The 23325-nt window shown below is 39.4% G+C and carries 23 protein-coding genes; 7 read left to right on the forward strand and 16 right to left on the reverse strand.

Annotation, left to right across the window (positions count from 1 at the left end; all coding sequences use genetic code 11):
• Positions 1-90 precede the first annotated feature (90 nt).
• The 3 genes from I6F47_RS18065 (at position 91) to I6F47_RS18075 (ending at position 3530) form a co-directional block, all read left to right on the forward strand.
• A complete protein-coding gene (locus tag I6F47_RS18065; RefSeq protein ID WP_007584977.1) occupies positions 91-402 on the forward strand; it encodes a hypothetical protein in 312 nt (103 codons plus the stop codon).
• 50 nt (positions 403-452) lie between these two features.
• Positions 453-1034, forward strand: coding sequence for a CBS domain-containing protein (locus I6F47_RS18070; RefSeq protein ID WP_165736147.1), 582 nt, complete (start codon positions 453-455; stop codon positions 1032-1034).
• Positions 1035-1202: 168 nt separating this feature from the next.
• Complete coding sequence (locus I6F47_RS18075) at positions 1203-3530, forward strand: Tex family protein (RefSeq protein WP_197184301.1); 2328 nt, start codon at positions 1203-1205, stop codon at positions 3528-3530.
• A gap of 72 nt (positions 3531-3602) precedes the next feature.
• Here I6F47_RS18075 and I6F47_RS18080 read toward each other — a convergent pair whose 3' ends face one another.
• The 3 genes from I6F47_RS18080 to bioH all read right to left on the reverse strand — a co-directional run bounded on the left by I6F47_RS18080 (position 3603) and on the right by bioH (position 5598).
• Complete coding sequence (locus I6F47_RS18080) at positions 3603-4457, reverse strand: putative metalloprotease CJM1_0395 family protein (protein WP_165722793.1); 855 nt, start codon at positions 4455-4457, stop codon at positions 3603-3605.
• A 4-nt stretch (positions 4458-4461) separates the two neighbouring features.
• Positions 4462-4770: a hypothetical protein gene (locus I6F47_RS18085; RefSeq protein ID WP_007584971.1), complete on the reverse strand. Its 309-nt coding sequence runs from the start codon at positions 4768-4770 to the stop codon at positions 4462-4464.
• Between the two features lie 90 nt (positions 4771-4860).
• Positions 4861-5598, reverse strand: coding sequence for a pimeloyl-ACP methyl ester esterase BioH (gene bioH / locus I6F47_RS18090; protein ID WP_010554945.1), 738 nt, complete (start codon positions 5596-5598; stop codon positions 4861-4863).
• Positions 5599-5672: 74 nt separating this feature from the next.
• Between bioH and I6F47_RS18095 the strand changes: the two genes are divergently transcribed.
• On the forward strand, positions 5673-6350 hold the full coding sequence (locus I6F47_RS18095) for a ComF family protein (protein ID WP_197184302.1): 678 nt from the start codon (positions 5673-5675) through the stop codon (positions 6348-6350).
• 224 nt (positions 6351-6574) lie between these two features.
• Here the strand turns inward: I6F47_RS18095 and I6F47_RS18100 are convergent, their stop codons facing one another.
• Positions 6575-9124, reverse strand: a complete 2550-nt coding sequence (locus tag I6F47_RS18100; RefSeq protein ID WP_197184303.1) for a M14 family zinc carboxypeptidase — start codon at positions 9122-9124, stop codon at positions 6575-6577.
• A 146-nt stretch (positions 9125-9270) separates the two neighbouring features.
• On the opposite strand from I6F47_RS18100, the gene nfuA reads away from it, so the two are divergent.
• Together nfuA and I6F47_RS18110 are read left to right on the forward strand one after the other, a co-directional pair.
• On the forward strand, positions 9271-9846 hold the full coding sequence (gene nfuA / locus I6F47_RS18105; RefSeq protein WP_007584966.1) for a Fe-S biogenesis protein NfuA: 576 nt from the start codon (positions 9271-9273) through the stop codon (positions 9844-9846).
• Positions 9847-9855: 9 nt separating this feature from the next.
• Positions 9856-10125 (forward strand): hypothetical protein, encoded by a 270-nt coding sequence (locus I6F47_RS18110; RefSeq protein ID WP_002959572.1) that lies wholly within the window; start codon positions 9856-9858, stop codon positions 10123-10125.
• Between the two features lie 14 nt (positions 10126-10139).
• On the opposite strand, the gene I6F47_RS18115 is transcribed toward I6F47_RS18110, so the two are convergent.
• On the reverse strand, positions 10140-11474 hold the full coding sequence (locus I6F47_RS18115; RefSeq protein WP_407072744.1) for an MATE family efflux transporter: 1335 nt from the start codon (positions 11472-11474) through the stop codon (positions 10140-10142).
• Here I6F47_RS18115 and I6F47_RS18120 point away from each other — a divergent pair.
• Positions 11454-12491 (forward strand): polysaccharide deacetylase family protein, encoded by a 1038-nt coding sequence (locus I6F47_RS18120; RefSeq protein ID WP_197184304.1) that lies wholly within the window; start codon positions 11454-11456, stop codon positions 12489-12491. The genes I6F47_RS18115 and I6F47_RS18120 overlap by 21 nt on opposite strands.
• Here I6F47_RS18120 and I6F47_RS18125 read toward each other — a convergent pair.
• From I6F47_RS18125 to I6F47_RS18175, 11 genes are all read right to left on the reverse strand, one after another.
• On the reverse strand, positions 12481-13512 hold the full coding sequence (locus I6F47_RS18125) for a protein-glutamate methylesterase/protein-glutamine glutaminase (protein WP_007584963.1): 1032 nt from the start codon (positions 13510-13512) through the stop codon (positions 12481-12483). The genes I6F47_RS18120 and I6F47_RS18125 overlap by 11 nt on opposite strands.
• Before the next feature lie 8 nt (positions 13513-13520).
• Positions 13521-14138, reverse strand: coding sequence for a chemoreceptor glutamine deamidase CheD (cheD, locus tag I6F47_RS18130; protein WP_007584962.1), 618 nt, complete (start codon positions 14136-14138; stop codon positions 13521-13523).
• The gene (locus I6F47_RS18135; RefSeq protein WP_024591684.1) at positions 14122-14952 is read right to left on the reverse strand and encodes a CheR family methyltransferase; all 831 of its coding nucleotides are present in this window, start codon (positions 14950-14952) and stop codon (positions 14122-14124) included. Before I6F47_RS18135 ends, cheD begins: the two co-directional genes overlap by 17 nt.
• Positions 14953-15031: 79 nt before the next feature.
• Positions 15032-17338, reverse strand: a complete 2307-nt coding sequence (locus tag I6F47_RS18140) for a methyl-accepting chemotaxis protein (protein WP_007584960.1) — start codon at positions 17336-17338, stop codon at positions 15032-15034.
• A 45-nt stretch (positions 17339-17383) separates the two neighbouring features.
• The gene (locus I6F47_RS18145) at positions 17384-17869 is read right to left on the reverse strand and encodes a chemotaxis protein CheW (protein ID WP_007584959.1); all 486 of its coding nucleotides are present in this window, start codon (positions 17867-17869) and stop codon (positions 17384-17386) included.
• Entirely contained in the window at positions 17866-19956 is a 2091-nt protein-coding gene (locus tag I6F47_RS18150; RefSeq protein ID WP_197184305.1) for a chemotaxis protein CheA, read from the reverse strand. Before I6F47_RS18150 ends, I6F47_RS18145 begins: the two co-directional genes overlap by 4 nt.
• Positions 19957-19966: 10 nt before the next feature.
• On the reverse strand, positions 19967-20329 hold the full coding sequence (locus tag I6F47_RS18155) for a response regulator (protein ID WP_007584956.1): 363 nt from the start codon (positions 20327-20329) through the stop codon (positions 19967-19969).
• Positions 20330-20337: 8 nt separating this feature from the next.
• On the reverse strand, positions 20338-20610 hold the full coding sequence (locus I6F47_RS18160; RefSeq protein ID WP_002959595.1) for an STAS domain-containing protein: 273 nt from the start codon (positions 20608-20610) through the stop codon (positions 20338-20340).
• A 152-nt stretch (positions 20611-20762) separates the two neighbouring features.
• The gene (locus tag I6F47_RS18165; protein ID WP_007584954.1) at positions 20763-21380 is read right to left on the reverse strand and encodes an SCO family protein; all 618 of its coding nucleotides are present in this window, start codon (positions 21378-21380) and stop codon (positions 20763-20765) included.
• The gene (gene cyoE, locus I6F47_RS18170) at positions 21377-22306 is read right to left on the reverse strand and encodes a heme o synthase (protein ID WP_002959598.1); all 930 of its coding nucleotides are present in this window, start codon (positions 22304-22306) and stop codon (positions 21377-21379) included. The genes I6F47_RS18165 and cyoE overlap by 4 nt, the downstream gene beginning before the upstream one ends.
• Before the next feature lie 12 nt (positions 22307-22318).
• Positions 22319-23308: a COX15/CtaA family protein gene (locus I6F47_RS18175; RefSeq protein WP_197184306.1), complete on the reverse strand. Its 990-nt coding sequence runs from the start codon at positions 23306-23308 to the stop codon at positions 22319-22321.
• Positions 23309-23325: the final 17 nt, after the last annotated feature.

The following is a 23325-nucleotide window of genomic DNA, read 5'->3' on the forward strand; positions in this document are numbered from 1 at the left end:
AAATTAAACCAATAAGCTATAACTGAATTATTCAAGTTGATTTGTTTAATTTGAAAGCAGTTAATAAAGCAGTTAATTAAGGTCGTGGTTATGTCAAACATAGTACAGCGCATATTAAATAATGCCGTATTGTTTGCACTTTTAATGAGTGTAAGTTTGACGCTGCATGCCAGTAACACTGAAGTAAACCTTGATAACGCTAAACTATCTAATCACTTTATTGCTTGTGACATTCCTGACCAAGCAAACCTCGATTTTGACGTAGACTCTCACGTTAATACTATTACCTTTAGGTCGCCTCAACCACTTCCTAATGTCGTAGATTCTTTTTATAAGAGCACCAATCTAAACAGACCTTTTAGCACTGCGTACCAACGCGGACCACCTAGCTATTTAATTTAATTCATTATTTTACAACTTAATTAAATTTTATAACTACTAAGGTGACTACTATGTCTAACTTTAAAGAATTACGTACTCTAAATGTTTCTCACGGCGTTATTGCAAGCACATTTGCAGATGACCAACCATTGATTGATTTATCATCTCCAGCGCTAAAAATGGTAAATAACTTTACTCAAAAAACGCCTATTCGTGCAGAGCATACAACAACGATTACAGATGCACTTAAACAAGTTAGTGCACAACAATCTGATTTTGTTTTAGTAACCGACGAGAACCAAAAATTAATTGGCCTTGTTTCTAGCGCCGATTTACAAAGCTCTAAAATTACTATTATTGCAGAGCGTTTAAATATGCAACGAAGCGAAGTAAGCTTGCGCGATATTATGACGCCAATTAGCCGACTTACAGGTGTAAGCATGCAAAGCTTAAGCTATGCATGCATTGGTGATGCGCTGCAAACGATGGAGCATCAGGGCACAATGTTTTTATTAGTTACAACAGCAAGTAGCGAAATTTGTGGTCTAATTTCAGCTCGCCAAATAGCTAAAACATTACATATTCCACTACATATTAGCCCTATTGCTCACTCTTTCAGTGAAGTATTAGAAAACATTGAGCATCCTCACTAGGGCGCTCTTTTAGTTGAATTGATTTACTCCCCTCCCAACCATCTTAAAGCAAGTGAAATAGCTTGCTTTAAGAGCTTTTTATTACTACCTCCTGTGATATTATTCAAGCAATTAACGGCGCCAGTAACACGCTTCTGGTCTTATTTTATTGTATAAAAAGGTTTTTGCATGAGCGATATCTCTGCACGTTTAGCCGGTGAGTTAAACGCACAGCAGCAACAGGTTGTTGCAGCTACAAAATTACTTGATGAAGGCGCAACTGTTCCTTTTATTGCCCGCTACAGAAAAGAAGTTACCGGCGGCCTAGACGACACCCAATTACGCCTTTTAGAGCAGCGTTTATCGTATTTACGTGAACTAGAAGAGCGCCGTAGTTTTATTTTATCGACCATCGAATCGCAAAATAAATTAACGCCAGAGCTAAGTGCCGATATAACTAATGCACAAAGTAAAACTGAACTTGAAGATTTATACCTACCTTACAAAGCTAAGCGCCGTACTAAAGGCCAAATAGCAATTGAAGCAGGTTTAGAGCCACTTGCAGATGCACTATTTAAAGATGCTAACCTTGACCCAGAGCAACAAGCAGATCAATTTGTAAGTGCTGAAAAAGGCTTTGCAGATACAAAAGCTGTACTCGAAGGCGCTAAATTTATCTTGATGGAGCGCTTTGCTGAAGACGCAAAATTACTTGCTAAATTTAGAAGCCACATAAGCCAAAACGGCGCAATTGAAAGCACTGTAATTAAAGGCCAAGAGCAAGCGGGTGCAAAATACCGTGACTACTTTGAGCATCAAGAACTTCTCAAAAAAGTACCTTCTCACCGCGCGCTTGCTATGCTTAGAGCCCGAAATGAAGGTGTACTTCAGTTAAATGTTAATCCAGAGCCTAGCGCTGAAAATTCAGCGCAACTATGTGCCAACATGATTGCTGACCATTACCGTTTAGATATTAAATATAAAGCGGCAAGTCCTTGGTTATTAAACGTTGTGCAATGGGCGTGGAAAATTAAGTTAGGATTACACCTAGAGAATGAATTTTTTGCAGCAATGCGCGAAAAAGCAGAAGCTGGTGCAATCGACGTATTTGCTAAAAACTTAAAAGATTTATTAATGGCAGCACCTGCAGGCCCCCGTACTACTTTAGGTCTTGATCCAGGCCTTCGTACTGGCTGTAAGATTGCCGTTGTTGATAGCACAGGTAAATTACTAGCTACACAAACTATTTTCCCTCATGCACCACAAAATCATTGGGATAAATCAGTGCGTACGTTAGAGCAACTTTGTCGTCAGCATAAAGTTGAGCTAATTGCGATTGGTAACGGTACTGCATCACGCGAATCAGATAAGTTGGTTGCTGAGCTTATGAAAGCAAACAGCGAACTTAAGCTTAGTAAAATTATGGTTAGCGAAGCGGGTGCATCGGTTTACTCAGCTTCTGAATTTGCAGCTAATGAATTCCCAGATTTAGATGTTTCTATACGAGGGGCTGTCTCTATTGCGCGCCGCCTTCAAGATCCTCTTGCTGAACTTGTTAAAATTGAGCCAAAATCAATTGGTGTTGGCCAATACCAACACGATGTATCGCAAAGCCAATTAGGCCAAAGCCTTATTTCAGTAGTTGAAGACTGTGTAAACTCAGTAGGCGTAGATTTAAACATGGCATCGGTACCGCTACTTACACGCGTATCTGGTTTGAACAAAACATTAGCGCAAAATATCGTTAATTATCGCGATGCTAACGGCACATTTACTAAACGTAGTGAGCTTAAAAAGGTTGAGCGTTTAGGGCCAAAAGCATTTGAACAAGCGGCTGGTTTTTTACGTATTAACAATGGTAGCGATCCTCTAGATAACTCATCAGTTCACCCTGAAGCTTATCCTGTTGTTAAACGTATTTGTGAACGCAATAGCGTCGATGTCAGTAACCTAATTGGTAACAGCGACTTTTTAACTAAACTTGCTGCTAACGATTACACTGACGAAAAATTTGGCTTACCAACCGTTACCGACATTATTACTGAGCTTGATAAACCAGGTCGAGATCCTCGCCCTGAATTTAAAACAGCTGAGTTTAAAGCCGGTGTTGAAAAAATTAGTGACCTAAAACCAGGTATGATTTTAGAAGGCGTGGTTTCAAACGTTGCTAATTTTGGTGCGTTTGTTGATGTAGGTGTTCACCAAGATGGTTTAGTGCATATTTCAGCAATCACGAATAAATTTATATCAGATCCGCGTGAAGTTATTAAAGCTGGTGATATTGTAAAGGTTAAAGTTGTTGAAGTAGACGCTGCACGTAAACGTATAAGCTTTACTATGCGCTTAGATGACGACATTGACACAAGTAATAAGTCAGCAGCGCCAGCTACGCAAAAGCCACAAACACGTGCTAATAATTCGCAACCTCGCGCTGCAAAGCCTAAACGTGACAATGGCAATGCGTTAATGGGTAATGCATTTGCCGATGCGTTCGCTAATGCTAAAGTGAAAAAATAATACTTGTACAGCTAAGCTAAAACGAAAAAAACCGCGTAAGCGGTTTTTTTGTGGTTACGTTTTACTAAATTATTAACTTAACGCTGAAAAACTACTTTGTCTCGCTGGCGATGTAGCCATTTGATAAAAGTTAGCAATACGCCCCGCCCGTGCCTCAACATCGGCATCACGTGTTTGCTCGTCACTTTTAGCTGTTTTTGTATCGCTGCTTTCATCGCTAGAGAATGACGCTTCAAGTTTACTTTTTGCGTCTTCGTCGTCTTCTTTTTCAGGTTGTGCAAGCTCAGCCTGAGCCGCTGCTAGCTTTTGCGTAGCATCTGCAGCAATAGAGCGATCAGCTCCCGAAGGCTCTGCAGGCGCTAATGCGGCAGCGCGTACCGTTTGCATTTTGTCTATAGTCGCTTGCGGGTCACCCGGAATTTCTGACACATCTATTTGTACTTCTCCGCCAACTGCGTAGTTAGTACCATCTGGGCCACGTTGATACTCATAGCTTGGCGAGCCAGCATGTTGCCCACCTACAGAAGCGTGCGCTTGCTCGTGTATTCGTACTTCAGTATCTCGTGCTTTTAGCTCTGTAATTTGTTGTTGTTCTTGTTCTAATTGCAGCTCTTCTTGCTCAGATTCTTTTTTCTCAATTGCTTCACTTTCTTCCTCAGAGCCCTCAGGGTTTTCTGAGTTTCCATCGCGCTGCTGAACTGACTTTTCGTCTGCTATTTTTCCCGTTGCGTTATACGTCGCACCATCGCTACTGCCTGGTAATTTTGCTTTTTCAGAATCACTTTGCGCTTTGGTTTCTGTATTGCTTGCGCTACTAGATGCGGGAGCAGGAATAACTTCGCGTAGTTGGTTGTCACGCCGTGCAGTTTCCGTATAAACATTTGCAGTGTTTATATTAATAGATGGAAATGGCGTGACAATATTCATAATACTAAACTTTAATATCGATTAACGTGCCAAGTACATCATCGGCCGTTTGAATTGATTGCGTATTTGCCTTGGCATTAAACTCTTCAACTTTTAAGTTAACAAGCGCTTCATCAACACGAGCTGGCTGTGCTACAGGTGCAGTAATAGCTTCTTCAGGGCGTGCTGCTGTAAGCTGACGTTGCTGCGCTAATTGCGCGTCATCCTGCTGTTCTATACTGGCACGGTTAATCTCAGCACTGGCTTTTTCAATACCTTGGCTAGCTCGATTAAACCCTTCTACACCACTATTAAATACAGATCCGATTGGCATATTAAAACCTCCACCAAATAAACATTGTTTAATTATCGCTCAGGTTCTGCTCAAAATAAAGCTTTAAACAGCGCTATTCTTAGCTCTATTTTAAAGCATTGATTTAACGACAGATAAAAACTCACTTTTATGAGAAATAAATGGCGCGTGCGACGCTTTATCTAGCACCTCGTATTCAAACTCAGTATTTAGTACTGACATTTCACTAATTGCTTTATAAGGCACTAAGGCATCAAGTCGGCCAAATACTCCTTTGATAGGTACTGGGCAATGAGCAAATAAATCGCGTAAATCGTCGTTTTGTAAAATATCTAAACCAGCACTCAGGGCGTCGCTTTGTGGTGCGCTGTACTGATTTAGTAATTGTTTAAGCAGCTTTATATCATCACGCGCCGACTCGCTACCCATCGCTTGAATAGCTAAGAAGCGCTCTATTGTTTTTTCTCGATGATTAACTAACTGCTCTTTAAACTGCGCCAATACATTCGCTTTTATTCCGGGCCAATTATCTGCCTCCGCAAAAAAAGGAGTCGATGCAATTAAAATAACTTTTGATACTTTTTCAGGCCAATGCTTAGCAATATAAAGTGCAAATAATCCACCTAACGACCACCCCATTAAAATGGTCTTCGGCTTTAACTGCTTACTTAAAGTTTCTGCTGCATCATGCAAAGTATAAGGGCTTGGGCAAACATGGCTATTACCAAACCCAGGTAGGTCAAGGCTACGTACACTTCCTGAATATAAAAACTCAAGTTCTGGCTGTACTAACTGCCATACGCCCTGATTCATTCCCCAACCATGTAATAACACTAACTCATTTTGCATATTTGCCTAACCTTTACCAAACTTAGGCTCATCATAACGTTTAAAAAGGCGATTGCAATGCAAGGAGAGAGTCAGTGAAACAAGCCGTTTTAAATTGGTTATTTCCCTCTTATTGCGTGCAATGCCAAAATACGATTACGACCTCTTTAGGGCTTTGTGATTATTGCCTTGAAGATTTACCATTGTTTGATTTTAGTAAGCATAAGAATTTACTGCATCGACCCGATATTGTTGAGATGTTTCCTAATTGCGAGTTTGATAACTTATTTGCCTGTGCTTTTTATCAACCTCCCTTTGAACATTGGCTTAAAAGGCTAAAATTTAATAATCAAATCCATTATAAAAAGGCATTGCAGCAAGTTATACAAAAACAATTAACGCAGTTTTTTGAGCAAAGCCCTACTTTGCCAGATACCTTTATTATTTTACCTCTTCATAAAAGCCGATTCATTACTCGCGGGTTTAATCAGGTAAGCCAAGTTTGGCAACCATGTTTAGCTAATTACGCATCAGTGAGTAACGTACTTATTCGCAATAAAAAAACACAAGCCCAGTCGGAGCTATCTAAAGCAAAGCGTATTAAAAACTTAAAAAATGCCTTTATTTGTACACAGGATATGGGCGGTAAAACAGTCGCTATTGTTGATGATGTGATGACGACAGGGGCAACATTAAACGCAGCTACTAGTGCACTAAAACAAGCAGGCGCTAAACAAGTGTGGGCTTTTACAACTTGCTTAACGCCTATTTAATTATTAAAAAGTATTATACCAATCCGCAATAATACTTAATCATTTTACGGGGCTAAACGTGTCGCTACCTGAGTTAAAAAATTCTCATTTACGACTGCATGGATGCAGAAGGTAGAGCAATGCAGGAGCAATTGCCGAGAACAACTAAATAGCGAATTTTTTGCCTAGCTATCAACACGTTTTTCCATCCTCAAAATAGATCACTTAATTTAAGCGAATTGGTATTATTCGCCATTTGCACGAAACGTATGGCCAAAAAATAAAGCGTTGCTTAGTAGTCGACTAGTCCCATACCAGTAACCTCTAAATACAGGGTCATCGGTCATGCCTATTACTGTACCTCGTCCGTATGAGTGAGCAATTAAGCCTGCGCCGCCAGCAACTTGCTCAACATTAACGGCATCGGTAAAGCCTGCCAATAATGGATTTTTAGTGTAGGTAAGTACATTTACGAACGGAGCATCGGAAGCTTCTAGCAACCAAGTACTGTTTTTGAATACGGGCAATGTATTACGCTTTAGTGAAAATGTAAGCGGATGAGTTAAATCTACATTAGTATTAAAAATAGCACCTGCAATGCGTTGACGTCCTGCTAAATGATCTTTATCGCCATAACTTAAACCTGTCGTTTTAAATGCACTTGCTACATCTTGTCGTGATAGATAGCTTGCTTTGAGTAATTGCTGATCAGCTAAAAATTTAGCGCCGCCTTTATGACCCCAAATAACGCCGCCTTTTCTTACCCAGCTTTTAATAGCCACTTTGTCGGCATCAGATAAGCTATTGTAATTGCCATGAGCAAGCACAATATGGCTGTAGTCACTTAACTCGAGTGAACTAAAGCGGTTCATTTCAACAATTGTTGGTGCAACACCTACAAAGCGATCTAGGTAATACCACACTTCGCCGACTTCGTACTGGCTTGCGCCTTGCCCGCCAATAAGCAGTACTTTTGGAGCACTAACAACCGCCATTGATCGCGACCCTAAATCGGCTCCTTTGCTTGTTAAACCTGATGTAATAGGTTTGATTGCAATACCAAACTCATTTTGTGCTTTATTTAGCAAGGTAATCCAATCTGTATTTGTTTGTAGTCCAGCCGGTATAATAATACTTCCAGGTTTAAAATTAATTTCTCCTGATGTTGATTTAGCCGTTAATGCTTTTAGCGCTACACGTGCTTTTATACCTTGCTGTAATAAGCTATTTAACATTTTAGGTGCTAAATAATCATCCCACGAAAAACCAAATGCGTAACCTTCGGTGAGTGAAGAAAATGATGGGGTTGCTACTTTTTCCCATGCTTTATCAGCAACCTTTAATCCCCAACTACTTTTAACTTTAGAAAATGGCAAATTAAACGCATGCGCTAATGTCCAGCCAGATACATCGTAAAAAGTATTATCGGCAAAGTTTTTTTGCTCACTAAAAATCGCTTTTACTAAACGATATTGTGGTTGTGCTAATGGTACAAAATAGCTATGTGTACTGAAATTCTTACCATCTGCTTTTAATGATTTAGTAAGTGGGTAAGCGTTAATTTGGTGCTGCTTTAACAATTCTAAAAAGTGCATAATACGGGTGTTGTCGCTTGCACCTTCAACAACATAACCTTCAAAGCTTTCATCGCTGGCTAAATCAGTAGCTTGATTGTAAAAGTTAGCCTGGTAATCAAGTAATGCTTGACGGTTATCAACTGCTGCCTTAAAGGTAGATAAACTCGTTAACAGTTGATTTTTAATAGTGAAAGGAAAGCTCAAAGGTCCATTTATGGTGTCTTGAATATGTCCGCGAGAACTTGCTTGCTCAAATAAAATGCCTATGCCGCCATTTACATCGGGATAGGTTGAACCTTTACCGTAATAGAAATCATCAAAGCTTTCTTCAGTAAAATAAAGTGCGTTGTTTTCATCTAACGTTTTTGCGTGATAGTTAGCAATCGCTTTAGTCAACGTTACATTTTCATCAGGTGTTATTGGGTGTTTACGGCTTGGAATACCTGGTTGAAAAAAGTAACTGCTGTTTGGACCCATCTCATGAAAGTCAGTTAAAATATTTGGTTTCCACTGATGAAATTTAGCAATACGTGCACGCGATTCAGGATGCTGTAGCAGTAGCCAATCGCGATTTAAATCAAACCAATAGTGGTTAGTACGGCTGCTAGGCCAGTTTTCAACATGCTCACGGGTTTTAGGGTCACTTGATAAATTCATGCCTCGGTTACTGTTGGCCCAATTAGCAAAACGAGCAAGCCCGTCAGGATTAAGTGAAGGGTCGAGTAAAATAACCGTGTTATTTAATAGCTCATCTATTTCAGTACCTTGTGCAGCAGCTAAATAATAAGCCACCAGCAATGATGAGTTACTACCTGATGACTCATTACCATGAACGCTATAACCCATCCATACAACGGCAGGATCGTCTTGTGCTTTACTACTGTTATTACTTAAGCGTGCTAAGTGAGCTTGGCGTGTCTGCTCTATGCTTGATAACTTATCAGCAGCAGTAATTGTTAGCATTACTAACGGGCGTTGTTCATGCGTGCGGCCAATCACCTCAAAATTTATACGGTCGCTTTTATCAGCAAGTATTTCCATATAACGTACGAGCTGATCGTGTCTCACGTGCCACTCTCCTACTTCGTAACCGAGTACTTGCTCAGGAGTAGGAATTGAAGGGTCAAATTTTACATCTTGTTCAAAATAATACGAAAGTGGCTTAGCTACACTTGAAAAGCTAAGCAACACCACCATTAATGTTAATACCAAACGCATATAAATCACTCAAAAAATGTTCGTTGTTTGCACGCTACCATTGCTTAAAATAGATGCCAACTTTTTACGCTCAACACTAGCCGCAACACGATGAGCGGAGTATGATACGCAGTATCCGAGTAATTTAGTCAAGTATAGATGGTTTTATGATTTCTATTTCCGAAACAGCGCAAGCGCATTTTGCTAAACTATTAGCAGATCAATCACAACAAACCAATATTCGTGTGTTTGTTGTAAACCCTGGTTCATCACAAGCGGAATGTGGTGTGTCTTATTGTCCAGAAGACGCTGTAGAAGCGAGCGATATTCGCCTAAACTTTAACGGTTTTGATGCCGTTGTAGATGCAGAAAGTGCTCCATTTTTAGAAGAAGCTGAAATCGATTTTGTTACCGACAAAATGGGTACTCAGTTAACGCTAAAAGCACCAAATGCAAAGGCGCGTAAAATAGGTAACGATGCATCGTTAAACGAACGTGTACAGCACATGCTAGAAACCGAAGTAAATCCACAACTTGCTAACCACGGTGGCCAAGTAAGCCTTGTTGAAATTACAGCTGCAGGTATTGCTATACTTCAGTTTGGTGGTGGTTGTAACGGTTGTTCTATGATCGATGTAACGCTAAAAGAAGGCATTGAAAAAGAAATGATAGCTAAGTTTGAAGAAATCACCGGTGTTGCTGATATAACAGAGCACGAAGCGGGCGATCACTCTTACTATTAGGCCTTGTAAATGCTAAAACAGCTTATTTATCGCTTAGGGAGCAACCCTAAGCTGAGCTTAAAGCGCTTTTTTCGCGGCTTAGCACTGTTTGTGCTAGCCGTGATATTCATATCTATTGGGTATTACACTCACTACAGCTTACAAATAATTGGCGTTATAATTTTACTCCCCGCATTATTTTTTGCCGGTTGGGGCTACTGCGGTATTTTTGCTAATCGTTTTTCACAAGTTTTAAAAGATATGGGCCCTAAACACCACGACCCCGATCTCTGGAAATAAACCATTTATTTAGTTTAATCTAATAGCTGATTATTTATTTTTAAGTGGTGATATTTAATTATTAATGTAACCCCGCGCATTAACATAAAACAGCTCATAGCCAGCCATAACCCGTTATTTTGCAAGTCTATAAACACCCAAAACACACCAAAAAAGCCAACTCCAGCTGAAAGTATCATACTGTTACGCATGTTCTTTGCTCGCGTAAGCCCTACAAAAACACCATCAAACAAAAAGCAACTCATGGCCAAAATAGGCAACACTATTAGCCATGGTAAATAGTGTGTTGCCTCTTGAATAACCTCTGGCACATTGGTTAAAAGCTTGATTATACCGCTGCCGAATAATGCAAAAAAAGCGCTATATAAGACGCCAAAAAGCATGCCCCAAAATACACTTATTTTAACCCAAAGCTCTATATTTTTAACGCTTCCTTGGCCTTTAGCTTGCCCTACTTTTGCCTCAGACGCGTAAGCAACGCCATCAAGAGCAAAACTCACCAACATTAGAAAGTTAAGTAAAACAGCATTAGCAGCTAATGTGGTTTCGCCTATACGCGCTGCGTAAAACGTCATAAAACTAAAGCATAATTGCAGTATTAAAGAGCGAATAAATATATCTCTATTCAAACTCAATAATTCAGCCATTTTGCTAATACTCAACCAATTCGGTACATTTAGATCAATGTCTTGTTTTTTAGCTAGTTTAACCACTAAAAACAGTGCAAATACTAAAGCCGTATAATCAGCAATAAGTGAAGCCCACGCAGCGCCTGCAACTGCCCAATCTAAATAAACAACAAAATAAATATCGAGTACTATATTAACGATATTAGTGACGAGTAATAAATAAAATGGGCCTCGACCATAATGCACACCAAGCATCCAACCCAGTAACACTAAATTACACAATGCTGCTGGAGCACTAAAAATACGAATGCTAAAATACTGATACGCTTGGATAAGTACATCGCTATTGGCGGCGGAGAGGTAAGCAATAGCGTGCTTTATTAATGGGGATAACACAATTAATAGCACAGCCACTGCGCTTGCAAGCAATAAGCTTCGTTTAAGTAAAGCGGCAAGTTGGGTTAAATCGTTTTTTCCGTATGCTTGTGCCACGAGCCCCGTGGTACTCATTCTTAAAAAACCAGCAAGCCAAAATAAAATAGATATAACTGCAGAGCCAAGGGCAATACCCGCTAAGTAATGAGCGCTTCCTAAGTGCCCAATTACAGCGGTATCAACAATTCCTAACAACGGCACTGTGATATTTGATAGTATCATCGGACCCGCTAACAACAGCAAGCTTTTATGGTGTGCCTTATTATGTATAAGAAATTGTTTCATTTAGTATTATTTATCCTCATTAGTATATCTGTGCGGGCTCAAGCAGCCGTTATTTTACAGTATCATCATGTTAGTGAAACCCTACCCGCTGTAACGAGCGTTAGCGCCAATACATTCACTAAACATTTGAGCTATTTAAAAGAGCACAACTTTAACGTTATTCCTCTTAATGACTTAATAAGCGCACTTCAGCAAGGTGAAACCTTACCTGATAAAACTGTCGCCATCACCTTTGATGATGGTTATAACAATAACTATGAACAAGCCGCGCCTATTTTAGAAAAGTTTGGCTACCCGTACACTATCTTTGTAAATCCTAAATTAATAGACGAGGGCATGAGCTACGTAATGGGGTGGGATAAGCTCAAAGAATTATCTAAAAAAGGTGCATTAATAGCCAATCATAGCGGACAACATGATTACTTACACCTTAAGCTTGAAAACGAAACCGATGCACAATGGCAATCACGTATTAAGCAAGATATTATTAGCTCTCAAAAGCGTATAAAAGAAGAAATAGGCCACGACTATAAATACTTAGCATACCCGTATGGTGAGTTTAATAACGAGCTGCAAGCACTTGTGACAGAGCTTGGTTTTGTGGGTATTGGTCAGCACTCCGGCGCTGTAAATAAAGACTCTAATTTTAGCCGCTTACCGCGTTTTCCTGCATCAGGCTTTTACAGCAAACTAGAAACTCTTATTACTAAGCTTAACTCACGCGCGTTTAATATCACCAATTTAACTTATCAAGATAGCGTTACACAACAAAACCCACCCACGCTCACAATTGAATTTAAAATGGGTGACTTTCATAAAAGCCAATTTGCCTGTTACGTATCAAGCGTAGGCCAAGCAGATTTAAAATGGGTAAATAAAAATACAGTCGAAATAACCTCACCAAAGGTGCTTAATAAAGGACGCTCTCGTTTTAATTGTACGGCCCCTTCTATTTCTAGCCCTGGTGATTATTTTTGGTTTTCGCAGCCTTGGGTAATTGAAGCGCCTAAACCTTAACTGCCTGATGTAATAGTCGCTGGGTTATTTTATCCAGCGCAACTATCTCGTCTGCTGCATTTAACTCAGCGGCAGCCTTAGGCATACCCCATACCACCGATGAGTACTCATCTTGAGCCAAGGTATACGCACCGTTTTGTTTTAGTGCAAGTAACCCTTTTGCGCCATCACTCCCCATCCCTGTTAGTATGGCTGCAACTACGTTTTTAGCTCCTGTCTCAACTAATGAGTTAAACAGCACATCTACCGCAGGTTTATGTCTGTTGACCGGCTCGCCATCATCAAGCTGGCAATACAAGCTAACACCTCGCTTTTTAATACTTAAATGAAAACCACCTGGTGCTATATAAGCCCAGCCAGTGCTAAGCTTATCGCCATGTTCAGCCTCTTTCACATTTATCGTGCATGTACGATTCATTCGCTCAGCAAATGAGGCGCTAAACACAGGAGGAATATGCTGAGTAATTACAATGGGCGGGCAATTTTGTGGCATTTTAATAAGTACTTCTTTGATAGCCTCAGTACCCCCCGTGGAAGCACCTATCGCAATTACTTTATTAAGTAAAAATTGAGAATGGGTATTAATAGGCTCATTTGTGACGACCGTTTTTTTATAGCTTCTTACTCTTGCTCCAGCAGCTATTCGCACCTTTTGTTGAACAAGTGATGCATATTGGCTCAATTGCTCTCTTACGTTATTAGTAGGCTTAGCTATAAAATCAACAGCCCCTAATTCGAGTGCCTCGAGTGTAATAGGAGAGCCTTTTTGGGTCAGTGTTGAAATCATCACTACTGGCATTGGTCTTAATCGCATTAAGTTTTTTAAAAAACTAATGCCATCCATTTTTGGCATTTCTACGTCGAGCGTTAATACATCAGGATTTAACTTTTTTATCATTTCGCGAGCTTCGTAGGGATCCTCAGCGCTCCCCACTACCGTAATATCTTTAGCTTGCTGTAATATTTCAGTGAGTAAACGCCTAATTAAGGGGGAGTCGTCAATTATTAATACTTTAATCATGCATACTCCTAAAACAGCTCTATATCAGTTACTACTTCTTGCTTTTTAAGGTTTTGTAAGTAACGGACTTCGCGTTTTTCAATCGTATTATTATGTAGGTTTTTAAGTTTTTTCATATGAACTTTACCGGTGTTCGGATGAAAAAATATTTTTCGTGGCCATGGTCCACCCATATCGTGGGCAACTAGATTTAATGCCTCTTCTTTAATATACGCCGCTGCAAAACTAATATTACCCAGCCCTATATCAGTCATCGCACTAATAATTTTACCCCCACCAAAAAGTTTTACTTTTAGGTTACGGCGAGACGCACCATTTTTTAAAACTTCGTTTATAAGATACTCCATAGCCCAATTGCCATACCGACAACTTAAACTATGCGCATTCTTAAGTTCTACTCCCTTTTGAATTGGTAACATAAAGTGATTCATGCCCCCAATCCCTAGTACTTCATCGTAAACACAAGCCGCAATACACGAACCCAGAACTGTAGAGATCAGCTCATTATTTTTAGAAACATAAAACTCACCCGGAAGCACTTTAGCAACAACGCTACCTCGGCCCGAGTCCCAATATCGTTTAATATGTTCAAAGTTAGGTAATACCGGCCTAAACTCTGCGTGCATTTTGTCCCTTTTGGTACATAGTTTTCCCTAAATTTTTAAATTGCGTATGCTCTTTTCCCATACTTTCTGAGTGACCTAAAAACAAATAACCTTGTTCATTTAATATATTGGCGTAACGCTTAAAAAGCTGATCTTTTGTTTCTTTATCAAAGTAAATAACAACATTACGACATAAAATAAGATCAAATGATCCTTTCATTGGCCAATCTTGCAATAAGTTTAAACGCTTGAATGAAATAGACTCTTTTAGCCTATCTTTAACTTTATAGTTTTCACCGTCTTTACTTTTTAAAAACCAACGCTTAAGTTGCACGTCATCTAAGCCGTTAACATTCGCTGCGGTGTAAATACCCTTTTGTGCTTTTGCCAATACATTAGAATCTAAATCGGTTGCTAGTATTTTTACATCCCAATTGCTCGGAAATGCATTATTTAAAGTCATCGCCAAACTGTAGGGCTCTTCTCCTGTTGAGCAACCTGCAGACCAGATTCTTACTCGCTTACTATTTTTATTTGCCTTTAAGAGAGCAGGTACAAGCTCAGACTTTATAAATTCAAAGTGGTGTATTTCACGAAAAAAAGACGTTAAATTAGTTGTTATTGCATTAATAAAGGCATCAAACTCCTGATCTTTATGGCTATTTAAATACTCTAAATAGGCTTTAAAGTCAGTTAGTTTTCGCTCTCTAATACGTCTTGCTAAGCGTGAATAAACCATCTCTCGCTTATGCTCACCTAATACAATTCCACATGCGCTATAAACTAAACTGGCAATTTCTTTAAAGTCGCGGTCGGTACACAAAAACTCTTTCATTGTTCGCTCTCAATTTAGCCTGCCAAATAATACCTCGCTGTGATTATGTATTCAGCGAGGTATATAAGAAGATTGGTTGTTAAAATTCTTCCCATTCATCAGCAGAGTCTACAAAGTTATCGCCTCTGGGTTTATTACTTACAAAACTGCTTTGCGACTTATGAGATAATTTAGGTGTGCGCATAGTCGGCGAAATCATCGCCATCTCTTGCTGACCTATTGAGAAAAAGTTGAGTAGTTGGCGCATCTCATTAGCTTGCTCAGCCATAGACTCGCCAGCGGCAGAGGCTTGCTCTACTAAGGCGGCATTTTGTTGCGTCATTTCGTCCATTTGTGAGATGGCGGTATTAACTTGTTCAATACCCGCACTTTGTTCTTCAGATGCCTCTGTAATATCAGAAATCATTTGCGTCACTCTTTGTACCGATACAACAATCTCTTTAAGTGTAGCGCCCGACTCATTAACTAATTGAGAGCCATCAGCTACTTTGCCTACACTATCTCTTATTAACTCTTTAATTTCTTTCGCTGCGCCTGCAGAGCGCTGTGCTAAATTACGCACTTCACCTGCAACAACCGCAAAGCCTCGACCTTGTTCACCAGCCCTTGCAGCCTCTACTGCAGCATTAAGCGCTAATAAGTTAGTTTGAAATGCTATTTCGTCAATGACACCAATAATATCTGCAATTTTCTTGCTCGACTCATTAATTGCCGACATGCTCGTAACTGCTCTATTTACAACCTCACCACCTTGAATCGCCTTTTCGCATGTTTCTTCTGCTAAATCGTTTGCCACTTTTGCGTTATCAGCATTTTGGCGAACGGTGCTAGTCATCTCTTCCATGCTCGACGCTGTTTCTTCAAGTGACGAGGCTTGCTCTTCTGTACGTTGGCTTAAATCAGCATTACCTTGAGAGATTTCCTCTGCACCACTGGCTACAAGCGTTGCCGATGAATTAATGCGATTAATCACTTCCGTTAACTTATCTGCCGTAGCATTAGCATCGCGTTTGAGTTTATCAAATGAGCCTTTATATTCTTTTTCAACTCGTTTTGATAAATCACCATTTGCCATCGCATCGAGCATACTGCCCGTGTCAGCAACTGCATCATCAACTATTTTAACTAAGCTATTTAGCCCTTGAGCCAAACGTAAAAAGAATCCTTCCTTGCCTTCTTCCGCGACTCTTGTATCTAATTCGCCATTACCTGCAGCGCTAATAAGTTCGGCTATTTCTTTTTCAAGCGCAACCTCATTGGTCCTATCTTCCCACTCAACAATGGTGCCTAAATGCTTTCCATCTTGGCTAATCCAAGGTGAAGCAATCAAGGTGAAAGTGACACCCGCTAAAAGTAATTCGGCTTTATGAGGCTTATCGAGATTTTTTAATAAATCGCGCTGATGATTAGGGTGCTTATGAAAATCATCAACACAGGTGCCAATTAAATTATCAACAGAAAAGCTTGGTAATACAGTTTGTAATTCTTTTTCGCGGACTTTTAGCATTTGCTGAACACGATCGTTCACAAATACTATATTAAGGTCTTCATCAGCAATCATTACGTTCGCTTGGCAAACTTTAAGCGCATTTGCTAAATCGGCTGCTTTACGAGATGCTTTTTCAAGCTCTTTTTGTTCAGTAATATCAGATGCGTATTTAATCACTTTAAACGGCTTGCCGTTCATATCATAAATTGGGTTATAAGATGCTTGAATCCAAACCTCCTGACCCTGCTTCCCTATTCTTAAATATTCCCCTGAATCAAATTCACCGCGACCTAGTTTGGCCCAAAACTCTTTATATTCGATACTATTTGCATGTTCGGGTTCAATAAAAAGCCTATGGTGCTGACCTTTAATCTCGCTAAGTTGATAACCAAGTGCATTTAAAAAGTTATCATTGGCATCAATAATAGTGCCATCTAAATTAAACTCGATAACCGCTTGAGATTTACTTATAGCACTAATTTGCCCTGAAGCTTCTGCTGCTATTAACTTTTGCTCGGTCACGTCGGTGGCAAACTTAACTACTTTTAATACTTGCCCTTGCTCATCAACAATTGGGTTATAAGTTGCTTGGATCCATACCTCAGTTCCACCTTTTGCATTACGCTTAAACTCATCTGAGATAAACTCGCCATTACGCAGGCGTTGCCAAAAGTTCTTATAATCGTTGCCCTGAGCTTCATCTGGGTCAACAAACATAGAGTGATGCTGGCCTTGAACCTCTTCAAGACGATAGCCCATCGCGTTTAGAAAATTCATATTTGCAGTAATTATTTTTCCGTTAGGTTCAAACTCAATCACCGCTAATGATTTATTCAATGCGTCTACAATTAAATCATTACTTGATTTTGACTGCTTTGGATTACTAAACCATCCCATGCTCATCACCACCTTTAAGTTTATTATTCATTTAGTTTCTATTTGCTAAATATTCATTGTTTTTTGCAGGTCAATTAGCGCTACCATTTTTTCACCAACATTCACCAACCCAGCTACATATTCACAATTATTCGACTCAGATAAACTAGGAACCGCTTTCGCATCTTGCTCCGCAATACTGTAAACATCAGAAACGGCATCAACAGCAACACCTATAATTTTACTACCTAGTTCAAATTCTATTTTAACAACGATAACCACCGTTAATGGCCCATAGTCGACACTTGGTAATCCAAAGCGCAACCGTAAATCAATAATTGGCACTATTGTTCCACGTAAATTAATAACGCCTTTTACAAATTCAGGCGCATTGGGCAGTACTGTAATTTCTTCCCAACTGCGAATTTCTTGTACTGTTAAAATATCAACGCCGTATTCTTCATCAGCCATAATAAAAGTTAAAAACTGTTTTACACCTTGCTGTTGCTGAAGATTTAATTGATTACTTAACTGGCTTTGCTCTGAGCTCATAACGCCTCCAAAGTGGCTTGCGTTTCAATAGTTAGTTCTTGGCTACCTGGTTTTTTTAAACCTGAGAGCTTTATTAAGCCGCTAATGTCCACAATCAGCGATACACGCCCATCGCCTAAGATAGTGGCTCCCGATACGCCATCAACTTTATGATAGTTAGCCTCTAAACTTTTAATAACAACCTGTTGTTGAGACAGTAAATCATCAACTAATAAACCCACCTTTTGGTTATCTGTTTCTACAACAACAAGCAGCGTTTTATCGAGTGATTCAATGGCATTTTTATGATTAAAAATATCGTAGAGCCTTAAAATAGGAATGTATTCGTCCCGAAGTCTCAATACATCAAGGTTTTTACCCACTCGACTCACTTTAGCAATATCAATTTGCAGTGACTCCACAATAGAAATGAGCGGGATAATATAAGTATGCTGAGCCACCTTAACTAATTGCCCATCTAAAATAGCGAGAGTAAGTGGTAATCTAATAGTAAACGTAGAACCAACACCGGGCGCTGAGGTTACTTCCACTGAGCCATTTAATGATTGAATATTTCGCTTAACTACATCCATCCCAACTCCACGACCAGATAAGTCACTTACCTCATCCACTGTCGAAAAGCCGGGCATAAAAATAAGCTCATTTATTTCATCGTCACTGAGATGATTATCAGCTGAGATTAATTCGTTAGTGATGGCTTTTTCTTTTATTTTTTTTGTATTTAACCCCTGCCCATCATCCATTATTTCAATAACAATGTTTCCACCCTGATGAAATGCATTTAAGGTTACTGTGCCAACGGGATCTTTACCTGCCGCCAGTCTTTGCTCAACAGTCTCTAATCCATGATCAAGTGAGTTCCTCACTAAATGCACCATAGGATCGGATATTTTTTCCATTACTGTTTTATCAAGCTCGGTTTGCTCTCCAATCAACTTTAGCTCAACCTGCTTATTTAGTTTTTGCGCTATATCTCGCACTAATCGAGGAAAACGACTAAATACAAAGTTTATTGGCAGCATACGAATGCGCATCACATTTTCTTGTAAATCACGCGTATTATGGGCAAGTTGCGCTAGGCCTTCCTGTAGTAAAGTAATTGTGGCTGGTGTGATTTCTTGTTCGCTGAGTTGATTTAGCATCGCTTGTGTAATAACAAGTTCGCCAACCATGTTTATTAACGAATCAACTTTATCAATACCAACTCGAATGGAGGTAGACTCTGGTGTACTTGCAGGTTTTTTATCTTTATTAGCAGCGGGTTGCTTTGGCTTACTAGGTAGCTCAGCTACTTTTATTAAATCGGATGTTTCAAGCTCAACAGCTTTAGATATCTCACCTTGATTAGGTAGTATTTGCTCATCATTGCCAAATAAGCCTCCGCATAATTCAATTTTTATGTCGGCATCGTCTTCTACCCATTCAAATACTTCTTTTATGGCTTTTTCATCATGGCTAGTATCTAAAAAAAAGCGCCAATGTAAAAAGCATTCATCACTGCTCAAATCTGTAATTTCTGGAACTTCATCGTAAAATACTGTGGCTTCTAACTCACCTAGCTCTTCAAGCTCACTGATCATATACAGTGGCTCGTTTCCTGTTTTAAATAAATGATGATGGGGTTTAAAGTCTATTTGATAGGTGTTACTACTTGTTTGCTCGCCAAAGCTTTGAGGTTTATTTTCTTGTGTTTCGTTTTTCATTCCAAGTACATGTTCAAATTGTACTTTTAACAAATCTGCCTCAGTTAAATCTGGCTCTTGCTCACCTTGAAGTGCAGCAAGTAAAGCGCGCAAGCAATCCACAGCTTTGAGTAATAAATTAACATGCTCGGTACTAAGCTCTCGTTCACCTTGGCGAATTTGATCCAGTAGTGTTTCAAGTACATGAGTAAAGTCAGCAACGGAGCTAAAGCCAAAAGTGCCACTGCCTCCTTTTATTGAGTGAGCAGCTCTAAAAATAGTGTTGATAGTTTCTAAATCTTCCTCACCTGGCACTAAGTTTAATAGCTCAGCCTCCATGGTATCTAGGCCTTCAAAACTCTCTTCAAAGAAAACTTCAAAAAATTGACTTAAATCTATACTCACACTGCGCTCCTTAGCGAATAACTTTTTTAATTACCGCTAGTAGCTGATCGGGATTAAATGGTTTTACAATCCAACCTGTTGCACCAGCAGCTTTACCCTCTATTTTTTTTTCTAAGCCCGACTCTGTAGTAAGCATCAGTAGTGGTGTAAATTTATAACTCGGTAAAGTACGCAGCTCTCGTATTAATGTAATTCCATCCATTATTGGCATGTTTACATCTGAGATCACGGCATCAAAGTCTTGTTGCTTGGCAATAGCGAGAGCTTCACTGCCATCCTTAGCTTCGGTTACATCAAACCCGGCAGTTTTTAATGTAAAGCTCACCATTTGACGCATCGATGCTGAATCATCAACCGCTAAAATTCTTTTCATATATACCCCTAACTTTTACTTTCGGTTGTTAAGTATTGGCTTAAGCCAAGTTTATTAATTGTATGCGTTAAGGCCTCGCTACTGCCTACCCATATTATTTTGTGCTGTATAGTAAGTAGGTGTTTTTGTAAGGCGCATAAAAGTTGAATTGAGGCAGTATCAGCAGAAATCACATCGTTAATATCAAGACAGATATCATCGTTGCTATTGAGTTCGTGTAGTAAGTCTTGATGTAGTGTTTCAACTTGCGTAATAGCAAGTTCGCTCGGAAGTTTTAGCATTTAGTAAGTGCATTCCCTGTCAATTCAATTCATAACAAAAGCTTAGCCCTAGTTATTAAAATTGCCATAAAATGCTTAATTAAATTTAACCTGTCGTTAAAATACAAAAAAAGGAGCCTAAAGCTCCTTTAAAATTGGTAAAAAGTAAAAAACTAGTTTTTATAGTAATCAGCTATTTTTTTAAACTCTTGCGTTAAAGTCGTCGCATTAATTAATGGCACACTACCTTGTTTAAATTCTGGTTTAAAAATAGCTCTAACGGCTCCATTTTGATCAACCATAGCGACCGAGGCACTATGATCAACAGCATATTCTGATTCACTACTATCGCTAATGGCGTAAATTAAACCAAGCTCTCGAACAACAGGAAAAAGGTGTTTATGCTCTCCCGACACAGCTAAAAAGTCTGGGTTAAAGTAATCTATATATTGCTTTCGTTTAGCTGGTGTATCGCGTTTTGGATCAACCGATAAAAACCAAACTTGTAGCGGATAATCTGCTTGTAAGTTTTTATAAACAGCATTTAACTTAGCAAGTGTTAATGGACAAATATCTGGGCAGCTTGTGTAGCCTAAAAATACTAAATTCCACTGTCCTAAAAATTGTTGCTTAGTCACTAATTCGCCGCGCTGATCGTTTAGCGTAAAATCAGACAGTGGCTTTGCATTTTCGTAAACTAATGCATCTACATCTGGTGGACTATTTTCATTTGAACATGCTGATAAAAACGAAACTAAAATAACAATTAATCCAAGCCATAACTGCTTCATAAAGGGAGCCATTTATCTATAAATAAGATTACAAAGAGTACCATTAAATGAATAATCGAAAAACGAAATAAGTCCATTGCAGTCTCATCATTTCCAGCAATTTTTAAATTGACCGCCTTATATATAAACACGGCATTTAATACACATGCACCTATCAAATAGATTAATCCAGACATACCGATTAAATAAGGTAATACGCAAACAACAGCGAGTAAAACAGAGTAAGCAACGACGCACGTTTTACAAAAATCGATACCATGGGTTACTGGTAACATAGGGATTTTAGCGCGTTCATAATCACTTTTTCGTGCTATAGCCAGCGCCCAAAAGTGTGGTGGGGTCCAGGTAAATATTATCATTACGAGTAACCAAGGGGCTGCTGCCATTTGGTTTGTTTCTGACACCCAACCTAATAATGGAGGCATTGCGCCAGCCAACCCACCTATAACAATATTTTGCGGCGTTGCACGCTTTAAAAATGATGTATAAACAAATGCATAACCTACCAATGCAAATAACGTTAATATAGCGGTTAAGGTATTAGCCCACACCATCAGCATAATAAAACCAGCAACCCCAATAACAGCTGCAAAACTAAGCGCATGTGTTTTACTTAAACGCCCTTTAGCCACAGGGCGATGACGAGTCCGCGCCATTTTTGAGTCTATCTCGCTATCAACCACATGATTAATAACCGCTGCAGCAGCAGAAAGTAGCCCTATACCTAACAAGCTAATAAACTGTACGACCATACCGCGCCCTACATCGGGAGCCAGCGCTAAACCAACCCAAGCTGTTAGCACCAGCATAGCTACCACTTTAAATTTACTAATTGCTAAGTAGTCTTGCAGCAAACTATGTGTACGCGAAATTAGCGATTGAGTATTAACGGGTAGCAGTATTTTTTTATCAATTATAAGTGCCATCATATTTCCCCTTTATGTGCGTGATTTTAGGTAATAACACAACCTAACCATGCTTAATAACAGTATGGCTGCCATCAAGTTATGCGCCAGTGCAACTCCCAACGGAATATGCCAATGTACTAAAATAAGTCCTAAGCTAATTTGGCAAAGCAGAACAAGTAATACACTCACAACGCAATTTTTAATTTTTTTAGAGTACGCTTGGCTGTATATTTTCCACATAATTAACGCCAGAACAATGCCAGTAACGAGTGCCCAAATGCGATGTAATAAATGAATAGACATACGCGCTTGCTGCGATAACACACCAAACTCATAATTACTGTGCTCAAGTGGTAATTGAAATACGCTACTCAATGAAAACGGTTGTGCGTAATTACACAATGGCAAACCACTACAATGTGGAGCGGCGTAATTTGCAGCCAGCCAACCACCAAGTGCAATTTGGATAATTAATACACTGAGCGCTACTAAACTTAAACCGAAATAGCGTTTTGCGCCGCTATCGCCACCCATAATAGGTTTTGCGGTTAGCCGTAAATATAAAAGCGTTATAAGTGACAAAATACTAAAGCCACCTAATAAGTGGCCCATTACAATAAGCGGCTGAAGGTTCATGGTTACTGTCCACATACCAAGGGCAGCCTGAAACACCACTAGTAGAAGTAAAGCCAAAGGCAATTTAACTGGCGTAGTTGGATATTGGCGTTTTAAAAAAGCCAACACAAATAAACCTAAAATAAGTAAGCCTAAAGCACCTGCAAAGTAGCGATGAATCATTTCTTTCCACGCTTTTGCGGTTTCGAACATCATATCGGGGTAGCTTTGAGTTGCTAAGGCTATGTCAGCCTCATGCTTAGGTACCGTTAAAAAGCCATAACAACCAGGCCAATCGGGGCACCCTAAACCTGCATCACTTAAGCGGGTGTACGCACCTAAAGCAACTACAATCAAAGCGAGTAATCCTGTTATTAATACTAAGTTTTTATAATTTTTATACATCAGATACTCCAACTTAA

Source organism: Pseudoalteromonas sp. NZS37 (assembly GCF_015864265.1).
Taxonomy (GTDB): domain Bacteria; phylum Pseudomonadota; class Gammaproteobacteria; order Enterobacterales; family Alteromonadaceae; genus Pseudoalteromonas; species Pseudoalteromonas arctica.

Excerpts from the sequence above, each read along its gene's own strand:
- I6F47_RS18065 (WP_007584977.1), top strand. The coding sequence starts at position 91 with ATGTCAAACATAGTACAGCGCATATTAAATAATGCCGTATTGTTTGCA.
- I6F47_RS18070 (WP_165736147.1), top strand. The coding sequence starts at position 453 with ATGTCTAACTTTAAAGAATTACGTACTCTAAATGTTTCTCACGGCGTT.
- I6F47_RS18075 (WP_197184301.1), top strand. The coding sequence starts at position 1,203 with ATGAGCGATATCTCTGCACGTTTAGCCGGTGAGTTAAACGCACAGCAG.
- I6F47_RS18080 (WP_165722793.1), bottom strand. The coding sequence starts at position 4,457 with ATGAATATTGTCACGCCATTTCCATCTATTAATATAAACACTGCAAAT.
- I6F47_RS18085 (WP_007584971.1), bottom strand. The coding sequence starts at position 4,770 with ATGCCAATCGGATCTGTATTTAATAGTGGTGTAGAAGGGTTTAATCGA.
- bioH (WP_010554945.1), bottom strand. The coding sequence starts at position 5,598 with ATGCAAAATGAGTTAGTGTTATTACATGGTTGGGGAATGAATCAGGGC.
- I6F47_RS18100 (WP_197184303.1), bottom strand. The coding sequence starts at position 9,124 with ATGCGTTTGGTATTAACATTAATGGTGGTGTTGCTTAGCTTTTCAAGT.
- nfuA (WP_007584966.1), top strand. The coding sequence starts at position 9,271 with ATGATTTCTATTTCCGAAACAGCGCAAGCGCATTTTGCTAAACTATTA.
- I6F47_RS18110 (WP_002959572.1), top strand. The coding sequence starts at position 9,856 with ATGCTAAAACAGCTTATTTATCGCTTAGGGAGCAACCCTAAGCTGAGC.
- I6F47_RS18120 (WP_197184304.1), top strand. The coding sequence starts at position 11,454 with ATGTATAAGAAATTGTTTCATTTAGTATTATTTATCCTCATTAGTATA.
- I6F47_RS18115 (WP_407072744.1), bottom strand. The coding sequence starts at position 11,474 with ATGAAACAATTTCTTATACATAATAAGGCACACCATAAAAGCTTGCTG.
- I6F47_RS18125 (WP_007584963.1), bottom strand. The coding sequence starts at position 13,512 with ATGATTAAAGTATTAATAATTGACGACTCCCCCTTAATTAGGCGTTTA.
- cheD (WP_007584962.1), bottom strand. The coding sequence starts at position 14,138 with ATGCACGCAGAGTTTAGGCCGGTATTACCTAACTTTGAACATATTAAA.
- I6F47_RS18135 (WP_024591684.1), bottom strand. The coding sequence starts at position 14,952 with ATGAAAGAGTTTTTGTGTACCGACCGCGACTTTAAAGAAATTGCCAGT.
- I6F47_RS18140 (WP_007584960.1), bottom strand. The coding sequence starts at position 17,338 with ATGGGATGGTTTAGTAATCCAAAGCAGTCAAAATCAAGTAATGATTTA.
- I6F47_RS18145 (WP_007584959.1), bottom strand. The coding sequence starts at position 17,869 with ATGAGCTCAGAGCAAAGCCAGTTAAGTAATCAATTAAATCTTCAGCAA.
- I6F47_RS18155 (WP_007584956.1), bottom strand. The coding sequence starts at position 20,329 with ATGAAAAGAATTTTAGCGGTTGATGATTCAGCATCGATGCGTCAAATG.
- I6F47_RS18160 (WP_002959595.1), bottom strand. The coding sequence starts at position 20,610 with ATGCTAAAACTTCCGAGCGAACTTGCTATTACGCAAGTTGAAACACTA.
- I6F47_RS18165 (WP_007584954.1), bottom strand. The coding sequence starts at position 21,380 with ATGAAGCAGTTATGGCTTGGATTAATTGTTATTTTAGTTTCGTTTTTA.
- cyoE (WP_002959598.1), bottom strand. The coding sequence starts at position 22,306 with ATGGCACTTATAATTGATAAAAAAATACTGCTACCCGTTAATACTCAA.
- I6F47_RS18175 (WP_197184306.1), bottom strand. The coding sequence starts at position 23,308 with ATGTATAAAAATTATAAAAACTTAGTATTAATAACAGGATTACTCGCT.